This is a genomic window from Streptomyces sp. NPDC050636 (assembly GCF_040654775.1).
GTDB lineage: Bacteria > Actinomycetota > Actinomycetes > Streptomycetales > Streptomycetaceae > Streptomyces.
In genome coordinates this window covers 1-21,728 of the sequence record NZ_JBFAIP010000006.1, presented here as the reverse complement: position 1 = coordinate 21,728, position 21,728 = coordinate 1, and the positions used below count along the sequence as shown (strand labels likewise).

The 21,728-nt window shown below is 70.4% G+C and carries 18 protein-coding genes; 13 read left to right on the top strand and 5 right to left on the bottom strand.

The window, feature by feature from the left end:
* Positions 1-154: 154 nt before the first annotated feature.
* Positions 155-724 carry a S1 RNA-binding domain-containing protein gene (locus tag AB0I10_RS08640; protein WP_363151604.1) on the top strand — a complete coding sequence of 190 codons (570 nt, stop codon included), beginning with the start codon at positions 155-157 and terminating at the stop codon, positions 722-724.
* Positions 725-772: 48 nt separating this feature from the next.
* Here AB0I10_RS08640 and AB0I10_RS08635 read toward each other — a convergent pair whose 3' ends face one another.
* Entirely contained in the window at positions 773-1,843 is a 1,071-nt protein-coding gene (locus AB0I10_RS08635) for a hypothetical protein (RefSeq protein ID WP_363151603.1), read from the bottom strand.
* A gap of 82 nt (positions 1,844-1,925) precedes the next feature.
* A complete protein-coding gene (locus AB0I10_RS08630) occupies positions 1,926-3,593 on the bottom strand; it encodes an FAD-dependent monooxygenase (RefSeq protein WP_363151602.1) in 1,668 nt (555 codons plus the stop codon).
* 38 nt (positions 3,594-3,631) lie between these two features.
* Between AB0I10_RS08630 and AB0I10_RS08625 the strand changes: the two genes are divergently transcribed.
* A complete protein-coding gene (locus AB0I10_RS08625; protein ID WP_363151601.1) occupies positions 3,632-4,324 on the top strand; it encodes a TetR/AcrR family transcriptional regulator C-terminal domain-containing protein in 693 nt (230 codons plus the stop codon).
* A gap of 33 nt (positions 4,325-4,357) precedes the next feature.
* On the opposite strand, the gene AB0I10_RS08620 is transcribed toward AB0I10_RS08625, so the two are convergent.
* From AB0I10_RS08620 to AB0I10_RS08610, 3 genes are read right to left on the bottom strand one after another with little or no spacing between them, the layout of a single operon-like run.
* Positions 4,358-5,521 (bottom strand): acyltransferase, encoded by a 1,164-nt coding sequence (locus tag AB0I10_RS08620; protein ID WP_363151600.1) that lies wholly within the window; start codon positions 5,519-5,521, stop codon positions 4,358-4,360.
* Positions 5,518-6,867 (bottom strand): alpha-2,8-polysialyltransferase family protein, encoded by a 1,350-nt coding sequence (locus AB0I10_RS08615; protein WP_363151599.1) that lies wholly within the window; start codon positions 6,865-6,867, stop codon positions 5,518-5,520. Before AB0I10_RS08615 ends, AB0I10_RS08620 begins: the two co-directional genes overlap by 4 nt.
* Positions 6,867-7,844, bottom strand: a complete 978-nt coding sequence (locus AB0I10_RS08610) for a glycosyltransferase family 2 protein (protein ID WP_363151598.1) — start codon at positions 7,842-7,844, stop codon at positions 6,867-6,869. The genes AB0I10_RS08615 and AB0I10_RS08610 overlap by 1 nt, the downstream gene beginning before the upstream one ends.
* 187 nt (positions 7,845-8,031) lie before the next feature.
* Here AB0I10_RS08610 and AB0I10_RS08605 point away from each other — a divergent pair, with 187 nt between their 5' ends.
* The 11 genes from AB0I10_RS08605 to AB0I10_RS08555 all read left to right on the top strand — a co-directional run bounded on the left by AB0I10_RS08605 (position 8,032) and on the right by AB0I10_RS08555 (position 21,476).
* On the top strand, positions 8,032-9,387 hold the full coding sequence (locus AB0I10_RS08605) for a DUF6716 putative glycosyltransferase (protein WP_363151597.1): 1,356 nt from the start codon (positions 8,032-8,034) through the stop codon (positions 9,385-9,387).
* 35 nt (positions 9,388-9,422) lie between these two features.
* Entirely contained in the window at positions 9,423-10,640 is a 1,218-nt protein-coding gene (locus AB0I10_RS08600; RefSeq protein WP_363151596.1) for an acylneuraminate cytidylyltransferase, read from the top strand.
* Between the two features lie 75 nt (positions 10,641-10,715).
* A complete protein-coding gene (locus AB0I10_RS08595; RefSeq protein WP_363151595.1) occupies positions 10,716-11,663 on the top strand; it encodes an N-acetylneuraminate synthase family protein in 948 nt (315 codons plus the stop codon).
* A 145-nt stretch (positions 11,664-11,808) separates the two neighbouring features.
* On the top strand, positions 11,809-12,897 hold the full coding sequence (locus AB0I10_RS08590) for a hypothetical protein (RefSeq protein WP_363151759.1): 1,089 nt from the start codon (positions 11,809-11,811) through the stop codon (positions 12,895-12,897).
* Positions 12,898-13,036: 139 nt separating this feature from the next.
* Positions 13,037-14,263, top strand: coding sequence for an amidohydrolase (locus AB0I10_RS08585; protein ID WP_363151758.1), 1,227 nt, complete (start codon positions 13,037-13,039; stop codon positions 14,261-14,263).
* 197 nt (positions 14,264-14,460) lie between these two features.
* The gene (locus tag AB0I10_RS08580) at positions 14,461-15,498 is read left to right on the top strand and encodes a BMP family ABC transporter substrate-binding protein (protein WP_363151594.1); all 1,038 of its coding nucleotides are present in this window, start codon (positions 14,461-14,463) and stop codon (positions 15,496-15,498) included.
* A gap of 232 nt (positions 15,499-15,730) precedes the next feature.
* Complete coding sequence (locus AB0I10_RS08575) at positions 15,731-17,305, top strand: ABC transporter ATP-binding protein (RefSeq protein ID WP_363151593.1); 1,575 nt, start codon at positions 15,731-15,733, stop codon at positions 17,303-17,305.
* Positions 17,302-18,408, top strand: coding sequence for an ABC transporter permease (locus tag AB0I10_RS08570; protein ID WP_363151592.1), 1,107 nt, complete (start codon positions 17,302-17,304; stop codon positions 18,406-18,408). Before AB0I10_RS08575 ends, AB0I10_RS08570 begins: the two co-directional genes overlap by 4 nt.
* Before the next feature lie 41 nt (positions 18,409-18,449).
* Positions 18,450-19,700, top strand: coding sequence for an ABC transporter permease (locus AB0I10_RS08565; RefSeq protein WP_363151757.1), 1,251 nt, complete (start codon positions 18,450-18,452; stop codon positions 19,698-19,700).
* On the top strand, positions 19,697-20,089 hold the full coding sequence (locus AB0I10_RS08560; RefSeq protein ID WP_363151591.1) for a cytidine deaminase: 393 nt from the start codon (positions 19,697-19,699) through the stop codon (positions 20,087-20,089). The genes AB0I10_RS08565 and AB0I10_RS08560 overlap by 4 nt, the downstream gene beginning before the upstream one ends.
* Positions 20,090-20,198: 109 nt before the next feature.
* Positions 20,199-21,476 (top strand): thymidine phosphorylase, encoded by a 1,278-nt coding sequence (locus AB0I10_RS08555; RefSeq protein WP_363151590.1) that lies wholly within the window; start codon positions 20,199-20,201, stop codon positions 21,474-21,476.
* Positions 21,477-21,728: the final 252 nt, after the last annotated feature.

The window sequence follows — 21,728 nt, the reverse complement described above, 5'->3', positions numbered from 1 at the left end:
TGCGCAGCCGGCGCGCGCCCTATGCCGTGCCCCATGGCGTGCCCCGTGTCGTGCCCCGTGTCTTGCCCCATGCCGTGCCTCCCATAGCGACGACGGACTGGTGCGGACGCGGGGCGGCGGAGAGCTCACAGCGCCTGATGAAAGGCTGGAGAGCATGGACTGGCAGTCTGAAAGCCCGGAACTCTGGGCGTTCTTGGGGTCACTGCACCGCGGCGAGACCCTGTCCGGCACGGTCGCGGCGATTGAACGGTTCGGCGTGTTCGTGGCCCTGGACGAGGGCCCCGAACATCCGGTCTTTCCCGGTGTCGGGTTCATCACGATCCCCGAACTGTCCTGGCGGCGGTTCGAAGCGGCTTCCGATGTCGTTCAGGTCGGACAGCGCGTTTCGTGCGAGTTCCTCCAGTTCGATACCTGGAACGCGGAGGCCAGGCTGTCCTTGTGCGCGACGCAGTCCGACCCCTTCCAGGCATTCGCCGAGTGCATCGCCGTGGGCCAGGAACTGCGCGGACGGGTCACCAAGCGGGTGCCGTTCGGTGTCTTCGTTCAAGTCGCTGACGGGATCGAGGGACTGGTCCATCGTCGAGAGCTCACATCGACGTCCGTGGAAGCTCCGGAAGACGTCGTCCAGGTCGGTGACGATGTCACGGTCGTCGTCACCGAAGTCGACCGAGAACGGCGCAGGCTGTTCCTCTCCCGACGGCAGGTCTCCCCTGATCTCCGATGACTCATCTGTGTGCCCGTCGCGGGCCAGGCGGGAGTTTGACGACACCCCCTAGCGAGGCGGACAAACGGGCCGGGTGCGGAGCCAGTACGAGCGGGCGGCGACGAGCAGTGCGACGCCGTAGAGAGCGAAGGCGGTGGCCCCGATCCAGCCCACCAGCAGGACGTCCGCGTCGGAGTGGAAGTCGCCGCGCCGGACGGGTAGTGCGCCGGCCGTGGCAAGGGCCAAGTAGCCGGATCCGAGCACGCCGTACGGCACCAGCGTGGCCGTGCCGATGAGTGCCGGGGTGAGCGGCAGCCAGCGGGGCACTCTCCTGTCGCGCAGGATCAGGGTCCAGCGGGGGAAAACCTGCCCCCAGGGCCGGATCAGTCCGAAGAGCAGGAACACGCCGAGTGCGGCGAGCAGCGCGGTGGGGTCCAGGCCCCAGGAATCCAGGGTGAGCCAGAGCCCGGAGGCTCCGTTCCGTTCGGAGTCGGCGTGCATCTCCGCGCTGCTCACCCCGGCGAACGCGCCGCCTGTCGCCCAGGTCACCTTCATCGCCGCGTACGGCAGGAACGCCAGGGTCCCGGCGTACGCGAAGAGGTGGACGCGGCGGGGTGCCGCGGAGGGGGCCGGTCTGATCACCTTCTCGTGCGCCCCGCCGCACCGGCCGCAGGCAGCGGACCGGTGGGAACGGGCGGTGGCGGCGAGCAGTACCGCGCCGAGCAGGCCGAGTGCGTGCTGCACGGCGGCGGGCGGACTGTCGACGCCTTGGCCGAGCAGCAGTCCCAGTACGTCCATGAGCAGGCCGAACGCCGAGGCCACGGACAGCCCGCAGGCCACCCACGGCAGCGCCCGCACCGCGGGCCGTTCCCTGTATCGCGCGGCGGCCGGCACCGCGACCGCCGCCAGCACTGTCACCGCGAAAACGAACCAATCGGCGGTCGGCCTGCTCATGTCCGCTGCGGCCGGCCTCGGAGCGGCGCCCCGGTCGGCGAGTGGCCGGCCGGCCAGTGCCCAGACCAGTGCGAGCCCGCCTTGGACCACGGCCCAGCAGAGCGTCGCGGGTCCCACCCAGCGCGGCCACTTGCGCCAGGTTTCACGTAACGACGCCCGCATCGTTGTGCGTTCGACATCGGTCATGCCCACAACGTCGCATCGGCCGACGCGGGCAACGTCGCCCCACGGGACGATCTCACTCCCTCTGACGGCCGAGGCGGACCCCCTACCGAGCCGGCTGCGGGGTGCCCGCCCCGAGACGTGCCTCCCAGTGCGCCGAGGGCGCCAAGTGCGCCAAGGACGCCGCCACATGTGCGGCCGCGTTCTCGGCCGGTGCCGCGAGGGCCAGGTAGCCGTCGGGGCGGATGAGGAAGACGGCGGGGGCGGTGCCGTAGGCGTTGGCGATGTGGCCGTCGGTGTCGATGAGGTCGGGGGAGGGACCGCCGACGCGGACGGTGCGCAGCAGGGCCGGATCGGTGGGCGGCAGGGCGGAACCGGTGGGCGGCGATGCCGGATTGAGGGCTGTGTCGCCGAGGGCGAGCAGGGTGAAGTGCGGGCCGCGGAAGGCGTCGAAGAGGTGGGTGGGGGTGCCGTCGGCCGTGGTGCACGGCGCGTCGGGGGCGCGGTCGCCGGCGTGCAGCGCGTCCTCGGGGACGTCCTCGCGGAGTTCCCGGGTGAGGGGGCTGTCGGGGTATCCGATGTCGAGTTGGTGGAGGTCCTTGCCGCGGCGCATGGAGCGGGAGCGGTGCAGCCGGGTGCTGGTGTCGAGGATGCGGGCGGCTATCGGGCGGCGCTCGGTCTCGTAGCTGTCGAGGAGGGCGTCCGGGGCGCCGTGCCGCAGGACCTGGCCGAGCTTCCAGCCGAGGTTGTAGCCGTCCTGGACGCTGGTGTTCAGGCCCTGGCCGCCGGCCGGGGAGTGGATGTGGGCCGCGTCGCCGGCGAGGAAGACCCGGCCGGTGCGGTAGCGGTCGGCCATGGCGGCTTTGGGGCGGTAGACGGACGCCCAGAGGACCTCGCGGATCTGGTCGCGGGCGAGGTGGGTGCCGGCCGCGATGCGGTCGCGTACGGCCTCGGGGGAGGTGTCCGGCTCGCGGTCCGGGTCCATGGTGAAGCACTGGAAGTGGTCGGTGCCGGCGAGCGGGAGCAGGGTGACGAAGCCGCCGTTCGGCAGGGGCCAGCTGTGCCAGTGGTCGCGGTCGAGGCCGTCGACCGCCACGTCCGAGAGCACCACGGCGCTCGGGGTGAGGGACGGTCCGCTCATGCCGATGCCGAGGGCTTTGCGTACGGTGCTGCGTCCGCCGTCGGCGGCGACCAGATAGGCGGCGCGGAGGGTCCGCACGCTGCCGTCGGTGCGACGGAGGCGGGCCTGGACGCCGTCCGAGTCCTGGGTGAAATCGATGAGTTCGGTGCCGAAGAGGATGCTGCCGTCGAGTTCCCACAGGCGTTCGTGGAGCAGCTCCAGGTTGCGCCACTGGGGGATCATCCACGCGTTGGAGTGCGGTGTGGAGGGGGTCGGGTCGACGTGTTCGAGCATCTCGTGGGTGGCGACGATCCGGCCGTCTTCCCAGGTGGCCCTGGGCGGGTAGAGGCCGCCGGCCGCCCGGACGGCGTCGAGTACGCCGAGGTCGTCGTAGACCTCCTGGGTGCGGGGCTGGAGTCCGGTGCCGCGGGCGCCCTGTGAGAGACGGTCCTGGCGCTCGACGATCAGGGCGCGTATGCCGCGCCGGGCGAGGTCGATGCCGAGGGCGAGGCCGGTCGGGCCGGCGCCGGCGATCAGTACGTCGACGGAGGTGTCGTCGGAGGTGGCGTCGAAGGTGCCGTCGGGAGTGGCGCCGGGAGTGACTTCGTGGGTAAGGGCAGCACTCGGGACGTCCTTAACGTTGTTAAGTTCCATGCTTCCGAGCATGTGCTTAACGGTGTTAAGTTGTCAATATGGCTTTGCGACTTGACCGGAACCTCGTGGTGGAAACCGCCCTGGGCCTGCTGAACGAGGTGGGTCTGGAAGGGCTCACGCTGCGCCGGATCGCGAAGGAGCTGAACGTCCAGGCACCCGCGCTGTACTGGCACTTCAAGAACAAGCAGGCGCTGCTGGACGAGATGGCCACCGAGATGTTCCGGCGGATGACCGGGACCCTGCTGGCGGGGGGTCCCGGCTCGGCCGGGTTCGGCGGTACCTGGCAGGAGACGGTCATTGTCAGCTGCTCGGAGTTGCGCCGCGAACTGCTCGGATATCGCGACGGCGGCAAGGTCTTCAGCGGTATGCGGATGACCGACGAGAGTTACGCCGCGCCGCTCGAAACGCTCATGGGCCGGTTCACCGACGCGGGCTTCCCGCTGGCCGACGCGGCGCGCGCGTGGTGGACCGCGTACAACTTCACGATCGGCCTGGTGATCGAGGAGCAGTCGGTCTATCCGGACCCGGGCGATCCGGAGGCCCGCGATCCGGAGAGTCGTGATCCGGCCTACGACATCGACAGCCGCGAGCAGCGGCTCGGCGGGGGGTATCCGCTCGCGGCGCGGGCCGGCCAGGCGCTGTTCGGCGACATCGAGCAGAACTTCGAGGTCGGGCTGCGCATCATCGTCGCGGGCATCGAAGCCACCATGAGCCGGCGCGCGGGGAGTTGAGCGGCGGCGGGGCGCCGGCCGGCGCCCCGCCCCTCAGGCCGTCGGCCGCTTCGGGTCGATCGACCGCCGCAACACGGGCGTGAGGGGACGCTCCACCCACCGGTGCAGCACCCACGCCAGCAGCAGCATCAGGCCGACGGTCAGCATCAGCGTGGCGTACGAGGGCAGGCCGAAGTCGTGGTGCAACGTGCGCACGACGACCCAGCCCAGATGCTCGTGCACCAGGTAGAACGGGTAGGTCAGCGCGCCCGCCACGGTCAGCCAGCGCCAGTTCGCCCACCGCAGTTTGCCCAGGGCGACGGCCGCGACCAGCGCGAATCCGATCGTCACGACGGCGATGATGCCGGCCGACGAGCGGTAGGAGAAGCCGGTGGCGGACTCCGAGTGCCAGAGCCGGACGACCGAGTAATGCTGTCCGATCAGCCAGCTGACCAGCACTATCGTCCAGGCGACCGGATCGCGGGAGCCGTAGCGGTGCAGCAGGAAGAGGCCTACGCCGCCGATGAAGAACGGGGCGTACTCCGGCATCAGGACGACGTTGAGGAACGGCTCGTTCGCGGCCTGGGCGAGGGCCGCGGCCAGTGTCCAGCCGGCGCAGAAGAGGACCACCCGGCCGCGGGTGGCGCCCGGCAGCACGACGCAGAGCGCGAAGAGCGCGTAGAACCGCATCTCGGCCCAGAGCGTCCAGCACACGCCCAGGACCCGGTCCACGCCGAGCGGCTGTTGCAGCATGGTCAGGTTCGTCAGCACATCGCTGGGTGCCAGCGCTTCGTACGCGACCCAGGGGAGTGCGAAGACCGCGGTGACCAGCAGGATCGCGGCCCAGTACGCCGGGTAGAGGCGGGAGACGCGGGAGGCGACGAAGGCGCGCAGTGTCCGGCCCCAGCCGCTGAGGCAGATGACGAAGCCGCTGATCACGAAGAAGATCTGCACGCCCAGGCAGCCGTACGCGAACAGGCCTGAGGCGGTGGGGAACTGCTGCGCGGGCGACCCGCCCCAAGCCTGGGATATCTCGCCGTCGCGGCCCGCGTAGTGGTACGCGGCGACCATCAGGGCGGCGAGCAGCCGCAGTCCGTCCAGCGCGCGCAGCCGCGATGCGCCGCCGCGGCTGCGCATCGGTATGACGGGGTTAGGGGCGGTGGTGGCGGCGTCCGGCGCGACGGGTCGCGCGCCGGACGTCAGCTGAGGGGTGGTCATCCGAACGCGGCCCGCTTCTTCAGGCGCCGCTGTACGGCCCGCGCCCGGCGCGCGACCCGGCGCACGGTGGCGTTGCGCGGGATGAACGACAGCTGGGACGGGATCGCGCCGGGCAGCGCCAGCGAGGTGAGCCGGCGGCGCTTGAAGTAGCGCCGGGTGCGCTGGTCGAGGTGGGTCGCGAGATAGCGCTCGGCGACCGGGCGCAGACTGGGGTAGATCTGGTGCTGCATGGCGTAGCCGACCGCGGTGACCAGGCCGCCGATGTCGGTGGTGTTGGGGTCCGGGCGCTCGCCGCGGTCGCCGAGGTCGGGCACCAGCGCGTCCACGATCGTGACCGGGATGCGGTTGCTGTTCTGGTACGGCGTGAGCCGCTCCAGCAGCAGCCCGGTGCCGGTCCGGGCGGTCGGCAGGTCGTAGAAGGCGGCGGCGGTCAGCAGCGCCGTGGAGAAGCAGCCGACGACCAGCGCGGGACGCATCCGCTGGTAGAGGACCTCGGCCAGCACCGGGCTGTCCAGCACGGTCAGCTCGATGTCCAGCTTCTCGGCCTCCCGCTCCAGCATCCGGGACCAGCGGGCCGGCGCGGACGGGTGCGGTTTGAAGACGATCTCGCGGTGGCCTCGTTCGACGGCGCCGCGCACCATCCGTACGTGCAGGTCCTCTTCCTCCTCCGGGGTGAGGATGCCCAGCGCGGAGAGGTACTGGCCGAGCAGTAGCGCGGCACCCGACGGCACGTCCAACTCGCCGCTGGCGTCGGAGAGTTCGGCCAGCACCTTGGTGAAGGCGTCGGTCGGTACGGTCTGCGGCTCGACACCGAACTCGGTGAGGAGGAGGGGGGTCAGGCCCGGCACCAGGTCCAGGTGCAGCAGGCGGTTGATGCGGGTGCCGATCAGCGGGTCGAGCTTGTTGCGGGTGGGGCCGTAGCTCATCAGGCCGTCGGCGTAGACGTCGATGGGCGCGTCCGGGAACAGCTGGGCCAGCGCCATCGCCGGGTTGACCTGGATGGATTCCACGATCAGCTCGACCTGGGAGTCGCCCAGGCCCCACAGGAGCCGCAAGTACCGCTCCCACAGCGGGACATCGTCCGGTCGCGGGGACCAGCCACCGGGGTGGAACGGGCTGATCGTCTCGTTCCACGACAGCACCCGGTCGAAGCGGCCCCGCAGCTGCGCGAAGCCCGGCATGGTGTCCAGCGACGGGGTGGTCTCGGGGGTGGTGGCGTTGTTGCTGAGCAGCAGCAGCCGGCGGTCGGCCGGCTCGAAGCCGTCGGCGTCCAGTGCGGCGGCGAGCGTCGCCGCGCCGTACAGCGTGGACGCCATGAAGATCTGGGTACGGGGCCGGTTGGGCATCAGGCGGCGACCTCCGCCGGGACCGGGCGGCGGCGCAGTCGCCGCAGCCGGGACGCGCGCTGCACATCCATGGAATCCAGTGCTTCCTTCAGTACGTCCTGCGGCATGCGTTTCATCGCCGCGGCACTCATCGAACGCAATTTCTTGGCGACCTGCGGTTCGAACCGCTCGATCGAGCCGAGATGGTGGGAAATGATCGCGCAATAGGTGCGCACTGCCTTCGGGAGCAGCAGATGCGCATCACGGTCTTGTGCGGTTTCTTCGATCACCTGGTCGAAGGCGCGGATAAAGTCCAATTGCCGCACGTCTCCGATCTGGGTGAGCGAGGACGCCACCCCGCGCCGGTAGAAGACGCCGAGCAGCCCGACCACCGCCATGGACTGTGCCTCGCGGTGCAGCCGCCAGATCCACGGGCGGTCCTCCGCGGTGCGCAGCCCGTGCCGGAAATGCAGCACCCCGTCGTCCAGCAGCCTGCGGTGGTAGATACCGGCCCAGGCGAAGGCGTAGTCGACGGAGGTGGAGCGGTCGGCGGGCAGGATCAGGTCGCGGGGGTCCATGACGACGCCGCGCTTGCCGTGCGGGACGCGGTGGACGGTACGGGCGCGGGCGGTGCACTGGACATGGTCGGTGCGGACGAAGTCGCACCCCAACTCCTCGATGGCGCCGAGGAGTTCCTCGAAGTAGCCGGGGGCCAGCCAGTCGTCGCCGTCGAGGAAGGTGACGTATTCGCCGCGCGCCTCGTCCAGGCCGGTGTTGCGGGCGGTGGCCAGGCCGCCGTTCTTCTCGTGCCGTAGGAGTCTGGCGCCCGGCAGCTCGCGCTCGGCGCGCTGCAGGATCTGCGGCGTCTCGTCGCGCGAGCAGTCGTCGACGAGGAGGAATTCAAAGTCCTCGCGGGCGTTCGCCGCCAGGCTTTTCAGGGTGTCGGGCGCGTATGTCTGCACGTTGTAGAACGGCACGATGACGGAGAGCTTAACCACCCGGGTGACGTTAGGGGCGGAGTCGGCATTCGTCTTTACGTGGTGCGGACTTCAAGGTGAACGAAGAATGGCGGGATGGTTAACCGGGCTGATAAACGAGCCGGTTCGCCATTCGTCGACCCGCTGTTAACCCTTTGTTGCGACCCAGTTGGCCCGCGAAACGGAATGCCTTCCTAGCGTCTGCGACGTGCCATCACGTACCAGTTCTTCGCCGCGGGTCGCCGTACTCGCCGACTCGGACACTCGGTGGAAATGGGGCGCTTTGACAGCGTACCGCATCCAATCGGACATCCGGCTCGACGGTTATCTGCTCCGCGGCCGCGCCACTCCCACGGTCCGCCAGCTCGAAGAGGTCGGCGCCCGTGCGGATTCCCTGCGCGAAATCAGAGGCGTCGCCTTCTTGGAGCAGATGAAGGACAGCGTCCGGTCCATTGACCGTACGCAATATGACGTCGTCGTGCTGGCCTGTGTAGGCGGCGCGGTGCAGGCGATGCTGCACGGCCTGGCCCGCGCCTGGCGCGGCGCCGACACCCGGCCCGTCGTCGTCACCGGCTATGTCGGAGTCGTCTACGAGAAGCTTGCCGACGGGCTGCTGCTGCGGCACGGCGCGGATGTCGTGCTCGCCAACTCCCGGCACGACGCGGACCGGTTCCGCGACGTCTACCGGGGTGTCGGCGCCGATGACAGCAGCGTCGTCGAATGCGCCCTCCCCTTCCTCGGGGGCGAGCGCTACAAGGGTCACTGCGACACCGAAGGACGTGACCCCTACACCGTGGTGTTCGCCGCCCAGCCCTCCGTCCCGGAGAGCCGCGCGGACCGTACGTACCTGCTGCGCAGGGCGGTTGAGCACGCCCGCAAGCACCCCGACCGCGAGGTGCTGATCAAGCTCCGCAGCAAGCCGGGCGAGCACACCACGCACATCGAGGAACTGCCGTACCAGAAGCTCGCCGCCAAGGCGCCGGCCGGACTGCCGTCCAACTGCCGCCTGGTGTACGGGAACATGGGCGAGGTCCTGGACCGCACCGACCTGATGGTGACGGTCAGCTCGACCGCCGCCCTGGAGTCCCTGCACCGCGGCATCCCCACCGCCGTCCTCACCGACCTCGGCATCCGCGAGGTCCTCGGCAACCACCACTTCCTCGGCTCCGGCTGCCTCGCCTCCTGGGACGAGCTGGACGCCGGGCACCGCCCGGAGCCCGACCCCGAGTGGCTGGCCCGCCAAGGCGTGGCTGCCGACGGTTCGTACGACACGGCCTTCGACGCGGCCCGCGCCCGGGTCACCGAGCTGCGCACCGCCGACCGGCTGCCGCCGCTCACCCCGTACTACACACCCCGCACCGCCCCCGGCTACCTCCCCGGCATCCTCGCCCGGCACGGCCTGGACCCGCACGGCGAGCCGGTCGCAGGCCACGCGGACGCGCCCGAGGAGCCCGGCGGACTGCGCCGGGTCGCCCGCGACACCGTCCGCGAGGCCGCCCGCGGCGCCTACCGCCACGGCGTCCAGCGCGTCGCCCCGGCCATCCGCCGCTGGGGGCAGCTGTGACCGCCCTTGCCCCCCGCCCTACTGAGGAGCCCGCAATGCCACCCACTGTCGTGGCCGTCATCCCCGCCCGCGGCGGATCCAAGGGCGTGCCCGCCAAGAACCTCGCTCCCGTCGGGGGCGTGCCCCTGGTGGCCCGCGCGGTCCGCGCATGCCGGGCATCCCGCCTGGTCACCGATGTGATCGTGTCCACCGATGACGCCGGGATCGCGGCCGCCGCACGCGGCGCCGGAGCGGTCGTCGTACGGCGCCCCGGCGACATCGCGGGCGACACCGCCACCAGCGAGGCCGCGGTGCTGCACGCCATGGACGCGTACGAGGCCGAGCACGACACGACCGTCGACGCCGTGCTCCTCGTCCAGTGCACCAGCCCCTTCATCGCCCGCGAGGACATCGACGGGGTGGCCGCCGCGGTCGTCGAGGGCGGTGCGGACAGCGCGCTGACCGTCGCCCCGTTCCACGGGTTCGTCTGGCGCGACGCCGAGCCGGAAGCGGGCAGCACCGACGGCGGCCACGGCGTCAACCACGACAAGTCCTTCCGGCCCCGCCGCCAGGACCGCCCCCAGGACCTGTTGGAGACCGGCGCCGCCTACGCCATGGAGGCGACCGGCTTCCGCGCCGGCGGCCACCGCTTCTTCGGCCGTACGGAACTCGTCCGCACCGACCCCGCCCGGGTGCTGGAGATCGACGATCCGCACGACCTCGCCCGCGCCCGCGCGCTCGCGCCGCTGCTCGACGCCCCGCGTCCCGGCGCCCTCGCTGGTGCTTCCCCCACCCACCTCCCGGTCATCGACGACATCGACGCGGTGGTACTCGACTTCGACGGCACCCAGACGGACGACCGGGTGCTGATCGACACCGATGGACGGGAGATCGTCGCCGTGCACCGCGGTGACGGCCTCGGCATCGCCGCGCTGCGCAAGGCGCAGCTCAAGCTGCTGATCCTGTCCACGGAGCAGAACCCGGTCGTCGCCGCACGGGCCCGCAAGCTGCAGGTTCCCGTTCTGCACGGCATCGACCGCAAGGACCTCGCCCTCAAGCAGTGGTGCGAGGAGCAGGGCGTCGCGCCCGAGCGGGTGCTCTACGTCGGCAACGACGTCAACGACCTCCCGTGCTTCGACCTCGTCGGCTGGCCGGTGGCCGTCGCCGGGGCGCACGACGTGGTGCGCGGCGCGGCCCGTGCGGTCACCGCCACACCCGGAGGCAGCGGCGCCATCCGCGAGATCGCCGCCTGGCTCCTGGGCCCGTCGCTGTAACCCCCACCCGCCCGTCCCTGTAACCCCTCCGATCCCCCCCGCACACCCTCATATCAACCACGAAGGAACCTCCCCATGAGCAGCAACTCCCGCCTCCGCAACCTCGGCAACCGCGAGGCCGGCCCCGGCCGCCCCGTCTACGTCACCGGCGAGATCGGCATCAACCACAACGGCGACCTGGAGAACGCGTTCGCGCTGATCGACGCCGCCGCCGACGCCGGCTGTGACGCCGTGAAGTTCCAGAAGCGGACCCCGGAGGTCTGCACCCCGCGCGACCAGTGGGAGATCGAGCGCGACACCCCGTGGGGCCGCATGACCTACATCGACTACCGCCACCGTGTGGAGTTCGACGAGGACGGCTACCGCGCCATCGACGAGTACTGCAAGAAGCGCGGCATCGCCTGGTTCGCCTCCCCGTGGGACGTCGAGTCGGTCGCCTTCCTGGAGAAGTTCGACGTGCCCTGCTACAAGGTCGCCTCCGCCTCGCTCACCGACGACGAGCTGCTGCGCGCCATGCGCGCCACCGGCCGCACCGTCATCCTCTCGACGGGCATGTCCACCCCCAAGCAGATCCGGCACGCCGTCGAGGTCCTGGGCAGCGACAACATCCTGCTGTGCCACGCCACCAGCACCTACCCGGCCAAGGCCGAGGAGCTCAACCTGCGCATGATCAACACCCTGCAGGAGGAGTACCCGAACGTCCCGATCGGCTACAGCGGCCACGAGACCGGCCTGCAGACCACCCTCGCCGCGGTCGCCCTCGGCGCCACCTTCGTCGAGCGCCACATCACCCTCGACCGCGCCATGTGGGGCTCCGACCAGGCCGCCTCCGTCGAGCCCGGCGGTCTGACCCGCCTGGTCCGCGACATCCGCACCATCGAGGAGTCCCTCGGTGACGGCGTCAAGAAGGTCTACGAGAGCGAGCTCGGCCCGATGAAGAAGCTGCGCCGCGTCGCCGGTGTGGTCGCCGAAGCCGAGTCCGCAGAGGGTTCGGACGCCGACCGCGAGCCGGCAGCTGTCTGACGGTCGACAGGAGCCCCACATCGTGAGCTCACCCGAGGGGACCCGCGCCGAGCCGACCGCGGCCGGTTCGCAGGTCCCGCCCCAGGAGACGGCGGGTACTCCCGCCCGCCGTCTCCTGGGGGTGCCCCGGCAGTGCAGGAGACACATGCCCGACGGTGACCAGGCCCGCGCGGCCGCCACGGAGACCGGCACCCTCGCCTTCGTCGAGAGCCCGGTGCAGCTGCTCAACGTCCTGGAATGGGCGCACACCGCAGAGGCCACCGCGGTCACCGTCGTCGTGCTCTCCCCGCACGACCCGATGACCCGCGGCCAGCTCCGCCGGATGGCCGAACTCGCCCGCGACGAAGGCCATGCGGTGCGCTGGGAGGAGGCCCGCGGTGGCCCCACCGCCCCGGTCCGCACCATCGGCGGGCTCACCCCGCTGCTGCGCCGCGCCCGCCGCGTCGTCATCGGCGACCCGTTCTCCCGCTACGTCCAGCTGCTGCTCACCCTCACCCGGGCACGCGATCTGGTCGTGGTCGACGACGGCACCGCCACCATGGAGTTCATCTCCCAACTCGCCCGCGGCGAACGGCTGGTGCGCTGGCACCGGCACGGCAGCGGACGCGGCCCCCGGGACCTCGTCTTCGCGCCGTTCTCGGCCACCGCGCGCCGCCGGCTCACCCCGGCGCCGGAAGGCGGCCGCCGCACCGTCGGCCTCTTCAGCTCGATGCCGGTCGACGCGCCGCCCGGCGTCCACGTCACCACCAACGAATTCGCCTGGACCCGCGAGCGCTTCGGCCCGCCCCGGCTCACCCGCGCCGCCGACATCGTCGGCACCTCGCTGGTCGAAACCGGCGTCGTCGACGAGGACCGCTACCTGGAGGCGGTCCGCGCGCTGGCCCGTACGCACAGCGCCACCCGCTACTTCGCGCACCGCCGGGAGAGCACCGACAAGCTGCGCCGGCTCACCCAGGAAACCGGTCTGGAGGTCGTACGCCCCGATCTGCCGCTCGAACTGATCGCCCGGCGCGGCCCCATCGGACGGCTGATCGTCAGCTTCCCGTCAACGGTGGTGCACACCCTGCCGCTCGCCCTGCTCGGTACCGAGGTGAAGGTCGCCGTGTGTGACATCGATCCGGCCTGGCTGACGACCAACGCGTCACCGCGCGCCCAGGGTTTCCTGGACGGGGTCACCGGCACCGCCCGCGACGTGCAGCGACTCCAGTTCGGGCAGCAGATGGCCGCCGGATGAAGCCCTACTGCATACCCCTGTCGCACATACTCCATGCGCCGGGCGGCGTAGATTTTCTTCCCCTATGGGGCTGAACTTTTGTTGATCGAGGGTCAGTTGCCCCCTCCAGCCCCGTAACCTTCAACGGGTGAACCAACTGATGTCCCTCGATGCCGACTCCGTTGATACCACCGACACCCCCGCCGGGAACGCCCTCCCAGGCGCCCTGCCCGAGGAGCTGTGCGCCGAACTCATCGCCTTCCGCCGTGACTTGCACATGCACCCCGAGCTCGGCAACCAGGAGTTCCGGACCACCGCGGCGATCAGGGAGCGTCTGGAGCAGGCGGGCCTCAGGCCCCGCGTCCTGGACATCGGTACGGGCCTCGTATGTGACATCGGTACGGACTCCGGGGCCGTCGGCCCGCTGCTGGCCCTGCGCGCGGACATCGACGCGCTGCCCATCCCGGACACCAAGACCGTCGCCTACCGCTCCACGGTCCCCGGCCGCGCGCACGCCTGCGGTCATGACGTCCACACCACCGTCGTCCTCGGCGCGGGCCTGGTGCTCGCCGAGCTGGCCCGCGCGGGGCTGCTGCCGCGCCCGGTGCGGCTGATCTTCCAGCCCGCCGAGGAAGTGCTGCCGGGCGGCGCCACGGATGTCATCGAATGCGGCGTCCTGGACGGCGTCGGCCGGATCCTCGCCGTGCACTGCGATCCCCGGGTCGACGCCGGCCGGATCGGGCTGCGTACGGGAGCGATCACCTCGGCCTGCGACCGGCTGGAGGTCGAACTGGACGGCCCCGGCGGGCACACCGCGCGCCCGCATCTGACCACCGACATGGTCACCGCCGCGGCGCGGATCGCCCTCGATGTGCCGGCCCTGCTCGCCCGCCGGGTGGACGCGCGGGCGGGCCTCGCCGTCACCTGGGGCCGGCTGGAGTCCGGGCACGCCTGCAATGTGATCCCGCAGCATGCCGAGCTGTCCGGCACCGTCCGGTGTCTTGATCTCGCCGCCTGGCGCGAGGCCCCGGACCTGGTGCATGCCGCGATCGACGAGCTCGCCACGCTGCACGGCGCGAAGTCGCAGATCAACTATGTGCGCGGGGTGCCGCCGGTGGTCAACGAGCCGGTCAGCGCCCAGCTGCTGAACGACGCGATGGCCGCCCGGCGCGGCGCCCACACCGTCGAGGACACCGAGCAGTCCCTGGGCGGCGAGGACTTCTCCTGGTACCTGGAGCACGTCCCGGGCGCGATGGCCCGGCTCGGGGTGCGGCCGCCCGGCGAGGTCTCGCGGCGCGACCTGCACCGCGGGGACTTCGATGTGGACGAGCGGGCGATCACGGTGGGTGTGGAGATGTTCACCGCGGCGGCGCTGATCGACGGGTAAGGGCTGTCCGGTGGGTCGGGGCCGCGGGTCGGCCATGATCCACCGGACGGGTCCCAGCCGCCCGTAACCCCGCGGTCAGCTCCCGTTCGCGACGATCCGATAACGGCTTCCAGCCTCCCCTTTATCTGGCATCTACGCGCGTTACGATGCCGCGGAATCAGCGCCGACGGAGGCGCTACGAGCCAAAGGGGCCCCACGTGCGCCGGGTATCCAAGATCGTTGCCGCGGGCATCGCCACCGCGGCCCTCACTGTCTCGCTGAGTGCCTGCGGCGAGTCGTCCACCGAGTCCGGTGGCAAGGACAAGGGCGTCGGACTCGCCTTCGACGTCGGCGGCCGGGACGACCACTCGTTCAACGAGGCGGCGGCCCGTGGTGTGGACAAGGCCGAGAAGGACCTCGGCGTGAAGTCCAAGCTGATGACCGCCAAGAACGGCGAGACCGAGGCGGACCGCGAGCAGCGGCTGTCCTCGCTGGCCGAGGCGGGCTACAACCCCGTCATCGGTGTCGGCTTCAACTACGGCAAGTCCGTCAACAAGGTCGCCAAGGACTTCCCGAAGACCACCTTCGGCGTCGTCGACTCCCCCTCCGAGGCCAAGAACGTCTACGGCATGGTCTTCGCCGAGCACGAGGGTTCCTACCTCGCCGGTGTCGCCGCCGCGCTGAAGAGCAAGACCCACAAGGTCGGCTTCATCGGCGGTGTGAACAACGCGCTGATCCAGAAGTTCCAGGCCGGCTTCGAGCAGGGCGTCAAGGACACCGACCCCAAGACGAAGGTCACCTCCGAGTACCTCTACGCCAACGACGACAAGGGCTTCAACGACCCGGCCGCCGCGAAGGGCAAGGCCAAGGGCATGCTCGACGCCGGCATCGACGTCATCTACACCGCGGCCGGCCAGTCCGGCAATGGCTCGATCGAGACGGTCGCCGGCAAGAAGGGCACCTGGGCGATCGGCGTCGACTCCGACCAGTACCTGCAGCCGGGCCTGGCCAAGTACAAGAGCTCGATCCTCACGTCGGTGATGAAGAACGTCGACGTGGCGGTATACGACCTGGTCAAGAGCGTGGATGACAAGAAGCCGCTGAACGGCAACAAGAGCTACACGCTCAAGGACGACGGTGTGCGGCTGTCCACCTCGGGCGGCTTCATCGACGACCTTCAGGCCAAGATCGACGCGGCGAAGAAGAAGATCGCGTCGGGCGACGTGAAGGTCAGCGACACGCCCGCCAAGCAGTAGGTCTTTCCCGGGCCGGGCGCGGCGGCCACCACGCCGCCGCGCCGGGCCTGTTCGCCGGGGCACCCCGGCAGCCTTTTGATTTTTTCGGCGTCAACGCTACGCGCGTAGCGTGAAGTTGGCGCGATATCGTCACCTCCCCGCTCCTCCGACCACTCCCTGCCCCCGAGGAGAGTGCGCCATCAAAGCGTCCAGCAGTCCCCAGGCAGACAGCGCCCCCGCCGCGGCACCGGCGGTGGAACTCCGCGGGATCACCAAGCGGTTCCCGGGCGTCGTCGCCAACCACGACATCGACATCACCGTCCACCGCGGCACCGTGCATGCGCTGGTCGGCGAGAACGGCGCGGGCAAGTCCACGCTGATGAAGATCCTCTACGGCATGCAGAAGCCGGACGAGGGCACCATCGGCATCGACGGCGAACAGGTCAGCTTCCACAGCCCGGCCGACGCCATCGCCCGCAACATCGGCATGGTGCACCAGCACTTCATGCTCGCCGACAACCTCACCGTCCTGGAGAACATCGTTCTCGGCGGCGAGAAGCTGCACGGCATCAGCGGCAAGGCCCGCGCCGAGATCATCAAGATCTCCGACCGCTACGGCCTCGGTGTCCGCCCCGACGTCCTCGTCGAGGACCTCGGCGTCGCCGACCGCCAGCGGGTGGAGATCCTCAAGGTTCTCTACCGCGGTGCCCGTACGCTCATCCTCGACGAGCCGACCGCGGTCCTGGTCCCGCAGGAGGTCGACGCGCTCTTCGACAACCTGCGCGAGCTCAAGGCCGAGGGCCTGACCGTCATCTTCATCTCCCACAAGCTGGGCGAGGTGCTCTCGGTCGCCGACGACATCACCGTCATCCGGCGCGGCACCACCGTCGCCTCCGTCGTCCCCAGCGAGACCACGCCCAAGCAGCTCGCCGAGCTGATGGTCGGCACCGAACTGCCCTCGCCGCAGACCCGCGAGTCCACCGTCACGGACGTGGAGATGCTGAAGGTCGAAGGGCTGCGGCTGACCACCGCCGATGCGGAGGGGGTGGAGCGCACCGTCCTGGACGATGTGTCGCTGACCATCCACAAGGGCGAGGTCCTGGGCATCGCGGGTGTGGAGGGCAACGGCCAGGCCGAACTGGTCGAGGCCATCATGGGCATGCGTGACCCGGACGGCGGCACCATCACGCTGGACGGCACCGACATCAGCCATCTGCCCACCCGCACCCGGCGCGAGGACGGCATCGGCTACATCCCCGAGGACCGCCACCGGCACGGCCTGCTGCTGGAAGCCCCGCTGTGGGAGAACCGCATCCTGGGCCATGTCACCGAAAAGCCCAACGCCAAGGGCCGGCTGCTCGATTTGAAGGCCGCCCGAGCCGACACCAAGCGGATCGTCGACGAGTACGACGTCCGCACCCCCGGCATCGAGGTCACCGCGGCCTCGCTCTCCGGCGGCAACCAGCAGAAGCTGATCGTCGGCCGCGAGATGAGCCACCACCCCAAGCTGCTGATCGCCGCGCACCCCACCCGGGGCGTGGACGTCGGCGCCCAGGCGCAGATCTGGGACCAGATCCGCACCGCCCGCCACGAGGGTCTCGCCGTACTGCTGATCTCGGCCGACCTGGACGAGCTGATCGGCCTGTCCGACAGCCTGCGGGTGATGTACCGCGGCCGGCTCGTCGCGGACGCGGACCCCGCCACCATCACCCCGGAGGAGCTGGGCTCGGCCATGACCGGCGCCGCCAGCGGCCATCTCGCCCATTCCGACAGCGACTCCGCCGCGGACTCGGAGCCGCGCTCGTCCCAGGAGGGGGAGTCCGAGTGAAGAAGCTCGACAAGAACAAGCTGATCCTGGGCATCGCCGCGCCCGTGCTGGCGATCGTCGCGGCGCTGGCCATCACCTCGGTGATCATCCTGGCCACCGGCAAGGACCCGATCTACGCCTACACGGTGATGGTCGACTTCGGTTCCAAGAGCGACAGCCAGGTCTGGATCATCAACAAGGCGGTCCCGTACTACCTGTCCGCGCTGGCCGTCGCCATCGGCTTCCGGATGAACCTCTTCAACATCGGCGTCGACGGCCAGTACCGCATCGCGGCCTTCTTCGCCGCGGTGGTCGGCGGTGCGCTGACCCTCCCCGGCTTCCTCCAGATCCCGATCATCATCATCGTCGCGATGCTGGTCGGCTCGGTCTGGGCGGGCATCGCGGGCCTGCTGAAGACCACCCGCGGCGTCAGCGAGGTGATCACCACGATCATGCTGAACGCCATCGCGGCCGCGGTCATCGGCTACTTCCTCCAGGAAGGCCGGCTGGCGCGGAAGGATGGCAACCTCTTCCACACGCCCAACCTCCCTGACTCCAGCCACTTCTTCACCATCCCCACCACCCCCGACCCCATCGACGGCTTCATCGTCATCGCCGTCATCGTCGGCTTCGCGTACTGGTTCGTGCTCAACCGCACCCGCTTCGGCTTCGACCTGCGGACGGTCGGCCAGTCCGAGTCCGCGGCCGAGGCGGGCGGCGTCAACGTCAAGCGCATGATCGTCACTTCCATGCTGCTGTCCGGCGCCGCGGCCGGCCTGATCGGCATGCCGACGCTGCTCGGCGTCTCGTACAACTACGGCACCGACTTCCCCGTCGGCATCGGCTTCACCGGTATCGCCATCGCGCTGCTGGGCCGTAACCACCCGGTCGGGATGGCCGCCGGCGCGCTGCTGTGGGGCTTCCTCGAACGCACCGGCACCCAGCTCGAATTCGAGGAGTACGAGCAGGAGATCGTCGGTGTGATGCAGGGCGTCATCGTGCTGTGCGTCGTCATCGCCTACGAAGTCGTGCGTCGCTACGGCCTCAGACTCCAGCAGCGGCAGGTCGGCGAGGAGCTCGCCGCCCAGGCCCGCAAGACCGACAAGGCGGAGGTGTCCTCGTGAGCACGAACCTCACGGCCCCGGTCGACCCGGCCACCGGGCATGTGCACAAGCACAAGCACAAGACCCGGGCCAGGCTCAGCTACCCCAAGATCCTGTTGATCATCTCGGGCAGCCTGATCCTGCTGTCCCTGCTGCGGATCGTCACCGGCGCCGACAACCTGACCGGATCCGGCCAGTACACCGCCGCGCTCAACGCCGCCGTGCCGATCGGCCTGGCCGGCCTCGGCGGTCTGTGGTCCGAGCGCTCCGGCGTGATCAACATCGGCCTCGAAGGCATGATGATGCTCGGCGCGTTCTCCGCGGGCGCGGTCGGCTGGCAGCACGGCCCCTGGGCCGCGGCGCTGGCCGGTGTCATCGGCGGCGCGCTCGGCGGACTGCTGCACGCGCTCGCCACCGTCACCTTCGGCGTCGACCACATCATCTCCGGTGTCGCCATCAACATCATGGCGCTCGGCCTGACCCAGTTCCTCGCCAAGCTGTGGTTCGGCGCGGAAGGCAGCGCGGCAGCGGCCGCCGGCGGCAACGACAAGCAGTCGCCGCCGATGGCCGATATGCCGACGTTCACCGTCCCCGGGCTGTCCGACTGGCTCTACTCCATCGAGCAGCACCACTGGTTCCTGGTCTCCGACACGGCAGGCATCGCCGGCTCCCTGGTCACCAACGTCTCCTGGCTGACCCTGGTGACCGTCGGCATCTTCGTGCTGACCTTCTTCGTCCTGTGGCGCTCCGCCTTCGGCCTGCGGCTGCGCTCCTGCGGCGAGGGCCCGATCGCGGCCGAGTCGCTGGGTGTCAACGTCTACCGCTACAAGTACGCGGCGGTGGCCGTATCCGGCGCGCTGGCCGGCCTCGGCGGCGCGTTCCTCGCGATCTACGTCCACATCTTCCAGGACGGCCAGACCGGCGGCCGCGGCTATATCGGCCTCGCCACCATGATCTTCGGCAACTGGCGGCCGGGCGGCGTCGCCATGGGCGCCGGCCTGTTCGGCTTCATGGACGCGCTCCAGCTGCGCGGCGGCGGCCCCACCGTCCACGCGCTGCTGCTCCTGCTCGCCGTTCTGCTGGTCGGCCTGGCGCTGTGGAAGCTGCGCGGCGGACAGCGCACCCAGGCCGTGATCAGCCTGGTCGCCGCCGCGCTGCTCGCCCTCTGGTACACCACCACCGACACGGTCCCGCTGGAGATCGTCGGCGTCGCCCCGTACATCGCCACGCTGCTGGTGCTCTCGTTGGCCGCGCAGCGACTGCGGCCGCCGAAGGCCATCGGCAAGATCTACAGAAGAGGCCAAGGCAAGTGAGGACTCCCGACTGGGAGTCGCTGCGCGCGCAGGCCCGGGACGCGATGTCCCGGGCCTACGCCCCGTACTCCGGCTTTCCCGTCGGTGCCGCCGCCCTGGTGGACGACGGCCGCACCGTCACCGGCTGCAATGTCGAGAACGCCTCGTACGGACTCGCTCTGTGTGCCGAATGCGGCCTGATCTCCGCCCTGTTCGCGGGCGGCGGCGGCCGGCTGACCGCCTTCACCTGTGTCGACGGCGAGGGAGAACTCCTCGTCCCGTGCGGCCGCTGCCGCCAGCTCCTCTACGAGCACGGCGGCCCGGAGCTCCAGGTCGACACGGCCGCCGGCATCCGGCCGCTGGCGGAACTGCTGCCGGACGCGTTCGGCCCGGGGCACCTGGTCAGGTAGCGCGCCGGGACACCACACACCACGCAGAGAGCGGATGGCTGCCACATTCCCTGGCCGCCATCCGCTCTATGCGTGTAGAACGGACCTACCCGTTCGAAAGGAAGCCTTCATGGACGCCATCTCCGTCATCCGCACCAAGCGCGACCGCGGCGAGCTGAGCGACGATCAGATCGACTGGGTGATCGACGCCTACACCCGCGGCGAGGTCGCCCATGAGCAGATGTCGTCCCTGGCGATGGCCATCTTCCTCAACGGTATGAACCGCACGGAGATCGCCCGCTGGACGGCGGCGATGATCGCCTCCGGCGAGCGCATGGACTTCTCCTCCCTCACCCGCCCCACCGCCGACAAGCACTCCACCGGCGGCGTGGGCGACAAGATCACCCTCCCCCTCGCCCCCCTCGTCGCCGCCTGCGGCGCCGCCGTCCCGCAGCTCTCCGGCCGAGGCCTCGGCCACACCGGCGGCACCCTCGACAAGCTCGAAGCGATCCCCGGCTGGCGAGCCCAGCTCACCAACCCCGAAATGCTGAACGTCCTCCGCGACGTGGGCTCCGTCATCTGCGCGGCCGGCGACGGCCTGGCCCCCGCCGACAAGAAGCTCTACGCCCTCCGCGACGTCACCGGCACCGTCGAATCCATCCCCCTCATCGCCTCGTCCATCATGTCCAAGAAGATCGCCGAGGGCACCGGCTCGCTGGTCCTGGACGTCAAGGTCGGCTCCGGCGCGTTCATGAAGAACCTCGGCGACGCCCGCGAACTGGCCGCCACCATGGTCGAGTTGGGCAACGACCACGGCGTGCGCACCACGGCCCTGCTCACCGACATGGCCACCCCTCTCGGCCTGACCGCGGGCAACGCCCTCGAAGTCCGCGAATCCGTCGAGGTCCTGGCCGGCGGCGGCCCGCAGGACGTCATCGACCTGACCCTCGCGCTCGCCCGCGAAATGCTCGACGCGGCAGGGCTGAAGGATGCCGACCCCGCCAAGGCCCTCGCGGACGGCTCCGCCATGGACCACTGGCGCCGCATGATCCAGGCCCAGGGCGGCGACCCGGACGCCCCGCTCCCGGTAGCCCGCGAAAAGCACACCGTCGCGGCCCCCACCTCCGGCATCCTCACCTCCCTCGACGCCTACGCCGTCGGCCTCGCCGCCTGGCGCCTGGGCGCCGGCCGCGCCCGCAAGGGGGACCCCGTCCAGGCCGGCGCCGGCGTGGAACTGCACGCCAAGCCCGGCGACGAGATCCAGCAGGGACAGCCCCTCCTGACCCTCCACACCGACACCCCGGACAAGTTCGACTACGCCCTCAAGTCCCTTGAGTCCGCGTACGACATCGCCCCCACGGGCACGGACTTCACCCGGAACCCGATTGTGCTGGACCGCATCTCGTAAGGGTCCGCTGCGCTTCCGCTGCGCTTTGCCTGGGCCGGCTTGGTTGCTCGCCGTTTTCGGCTGTCCCGCCGTGGGGGTTTGTCGCCGTTGCGCCTGCGGCGGGCCGGTCCGCTGCGCTTTGCCTGAGCCGCGTTTTTGGCCGCCCCGCCACTGTGCTTGCGGCGGGGCGGTTGCCGCTGCGCGGGGCTGTCGGGTGCGGTTCCGGACCTCCGGACTCCGTCCTGCGGTCCGGCCCCTCCCGTTGAGTGTGGG

What these genes read in the sequence shown, in the direction of transcription:
- AB0I10_RS08615 (WP_363151599.1), bottom strand. Translation starts at nt 6,867, where the DNA reads ATGCCCAACCGGCCCCGTACCCAGATCTTCATGGCGTCCACGCTGTAC.
- AB0I10_RS08600 (WP_363151596.1), top strand. Translation starts at nt 9,423, where the DNA reads ATGCCACCCACTGTCGTGGCCGTCATCCCCGCCCGCGGCGGATCCAAG.
- AB0I10_RS08625 (WP_363151601.1), top strand. Translation starts at nt 3,632, where the DNA reads ATGGCTTTGCGACTTGACCGGAACCTCGTGGTGGAAACCGCCCTGGGC.
- AB0I10_RS08630 (WP_363151602.1), bottom strand. Translation starts at nt 3,593, where the DNA reads ATGGAACTTAACAACGTTAAGGACGTCCCGAGTGCTGCCCTTACCCAC.
- AB0I10_RS08635 (WP_363151603.1), bottom strand. Translation starts at nt 1,843, where the DNA reads ATGACCGATGTCGAACGCACAACGATGCGGGCGTCGTTACGTGAAACC.
- AB0I10_RS08640 (WP_363151604.1), top strand. Translation starts at nt 155, where the DNA reads ATGGACTGGCAGTCTGAAAGCCCGGAACTCTGGGCGTTCTTGGGGTCA.
- AB0I10_RS08620 (WP_363151600.1), bottom strand. Translation starts at nt 5,521, where the DNA reads ATGACCACCCCTCAGCTGACGTCCGGCGCGCGACCCGTCGCGCCGGAC.
- AB0I10_RS08585 (WP_363151758.1), top strand. Translation starts at nt 13,037, where the DNA reads ATGTCCCTCGATGCCGACTCCGTTGATACCACCGACACCCCCGCCGGG.
- AB0I10_RS08595 (WP_363151595.1), top strand. Translation starts at nt 10,716, where the DNA reads ATGAGCAGCAACTCCCGCCTCCGCAACCTCGGCAACCGCGAGGCCGGC.
- AB0I10_RS08555 (WP_363151590.1), top strand. Translation starts at nt 20,199, where the DNA reads ATGGACGCCATCTCCGTCATCCGCACCAAGCGCGACCGCGGCGAGCTG.
- AB0I10_RS08590 (WP_363151759.1), top strand. Translation starts at nt 11,809, where the DNA reads ATGCCCGACGGTGACCAGGCCCGCGCGGCCGCCACGGAGACCGGCACC.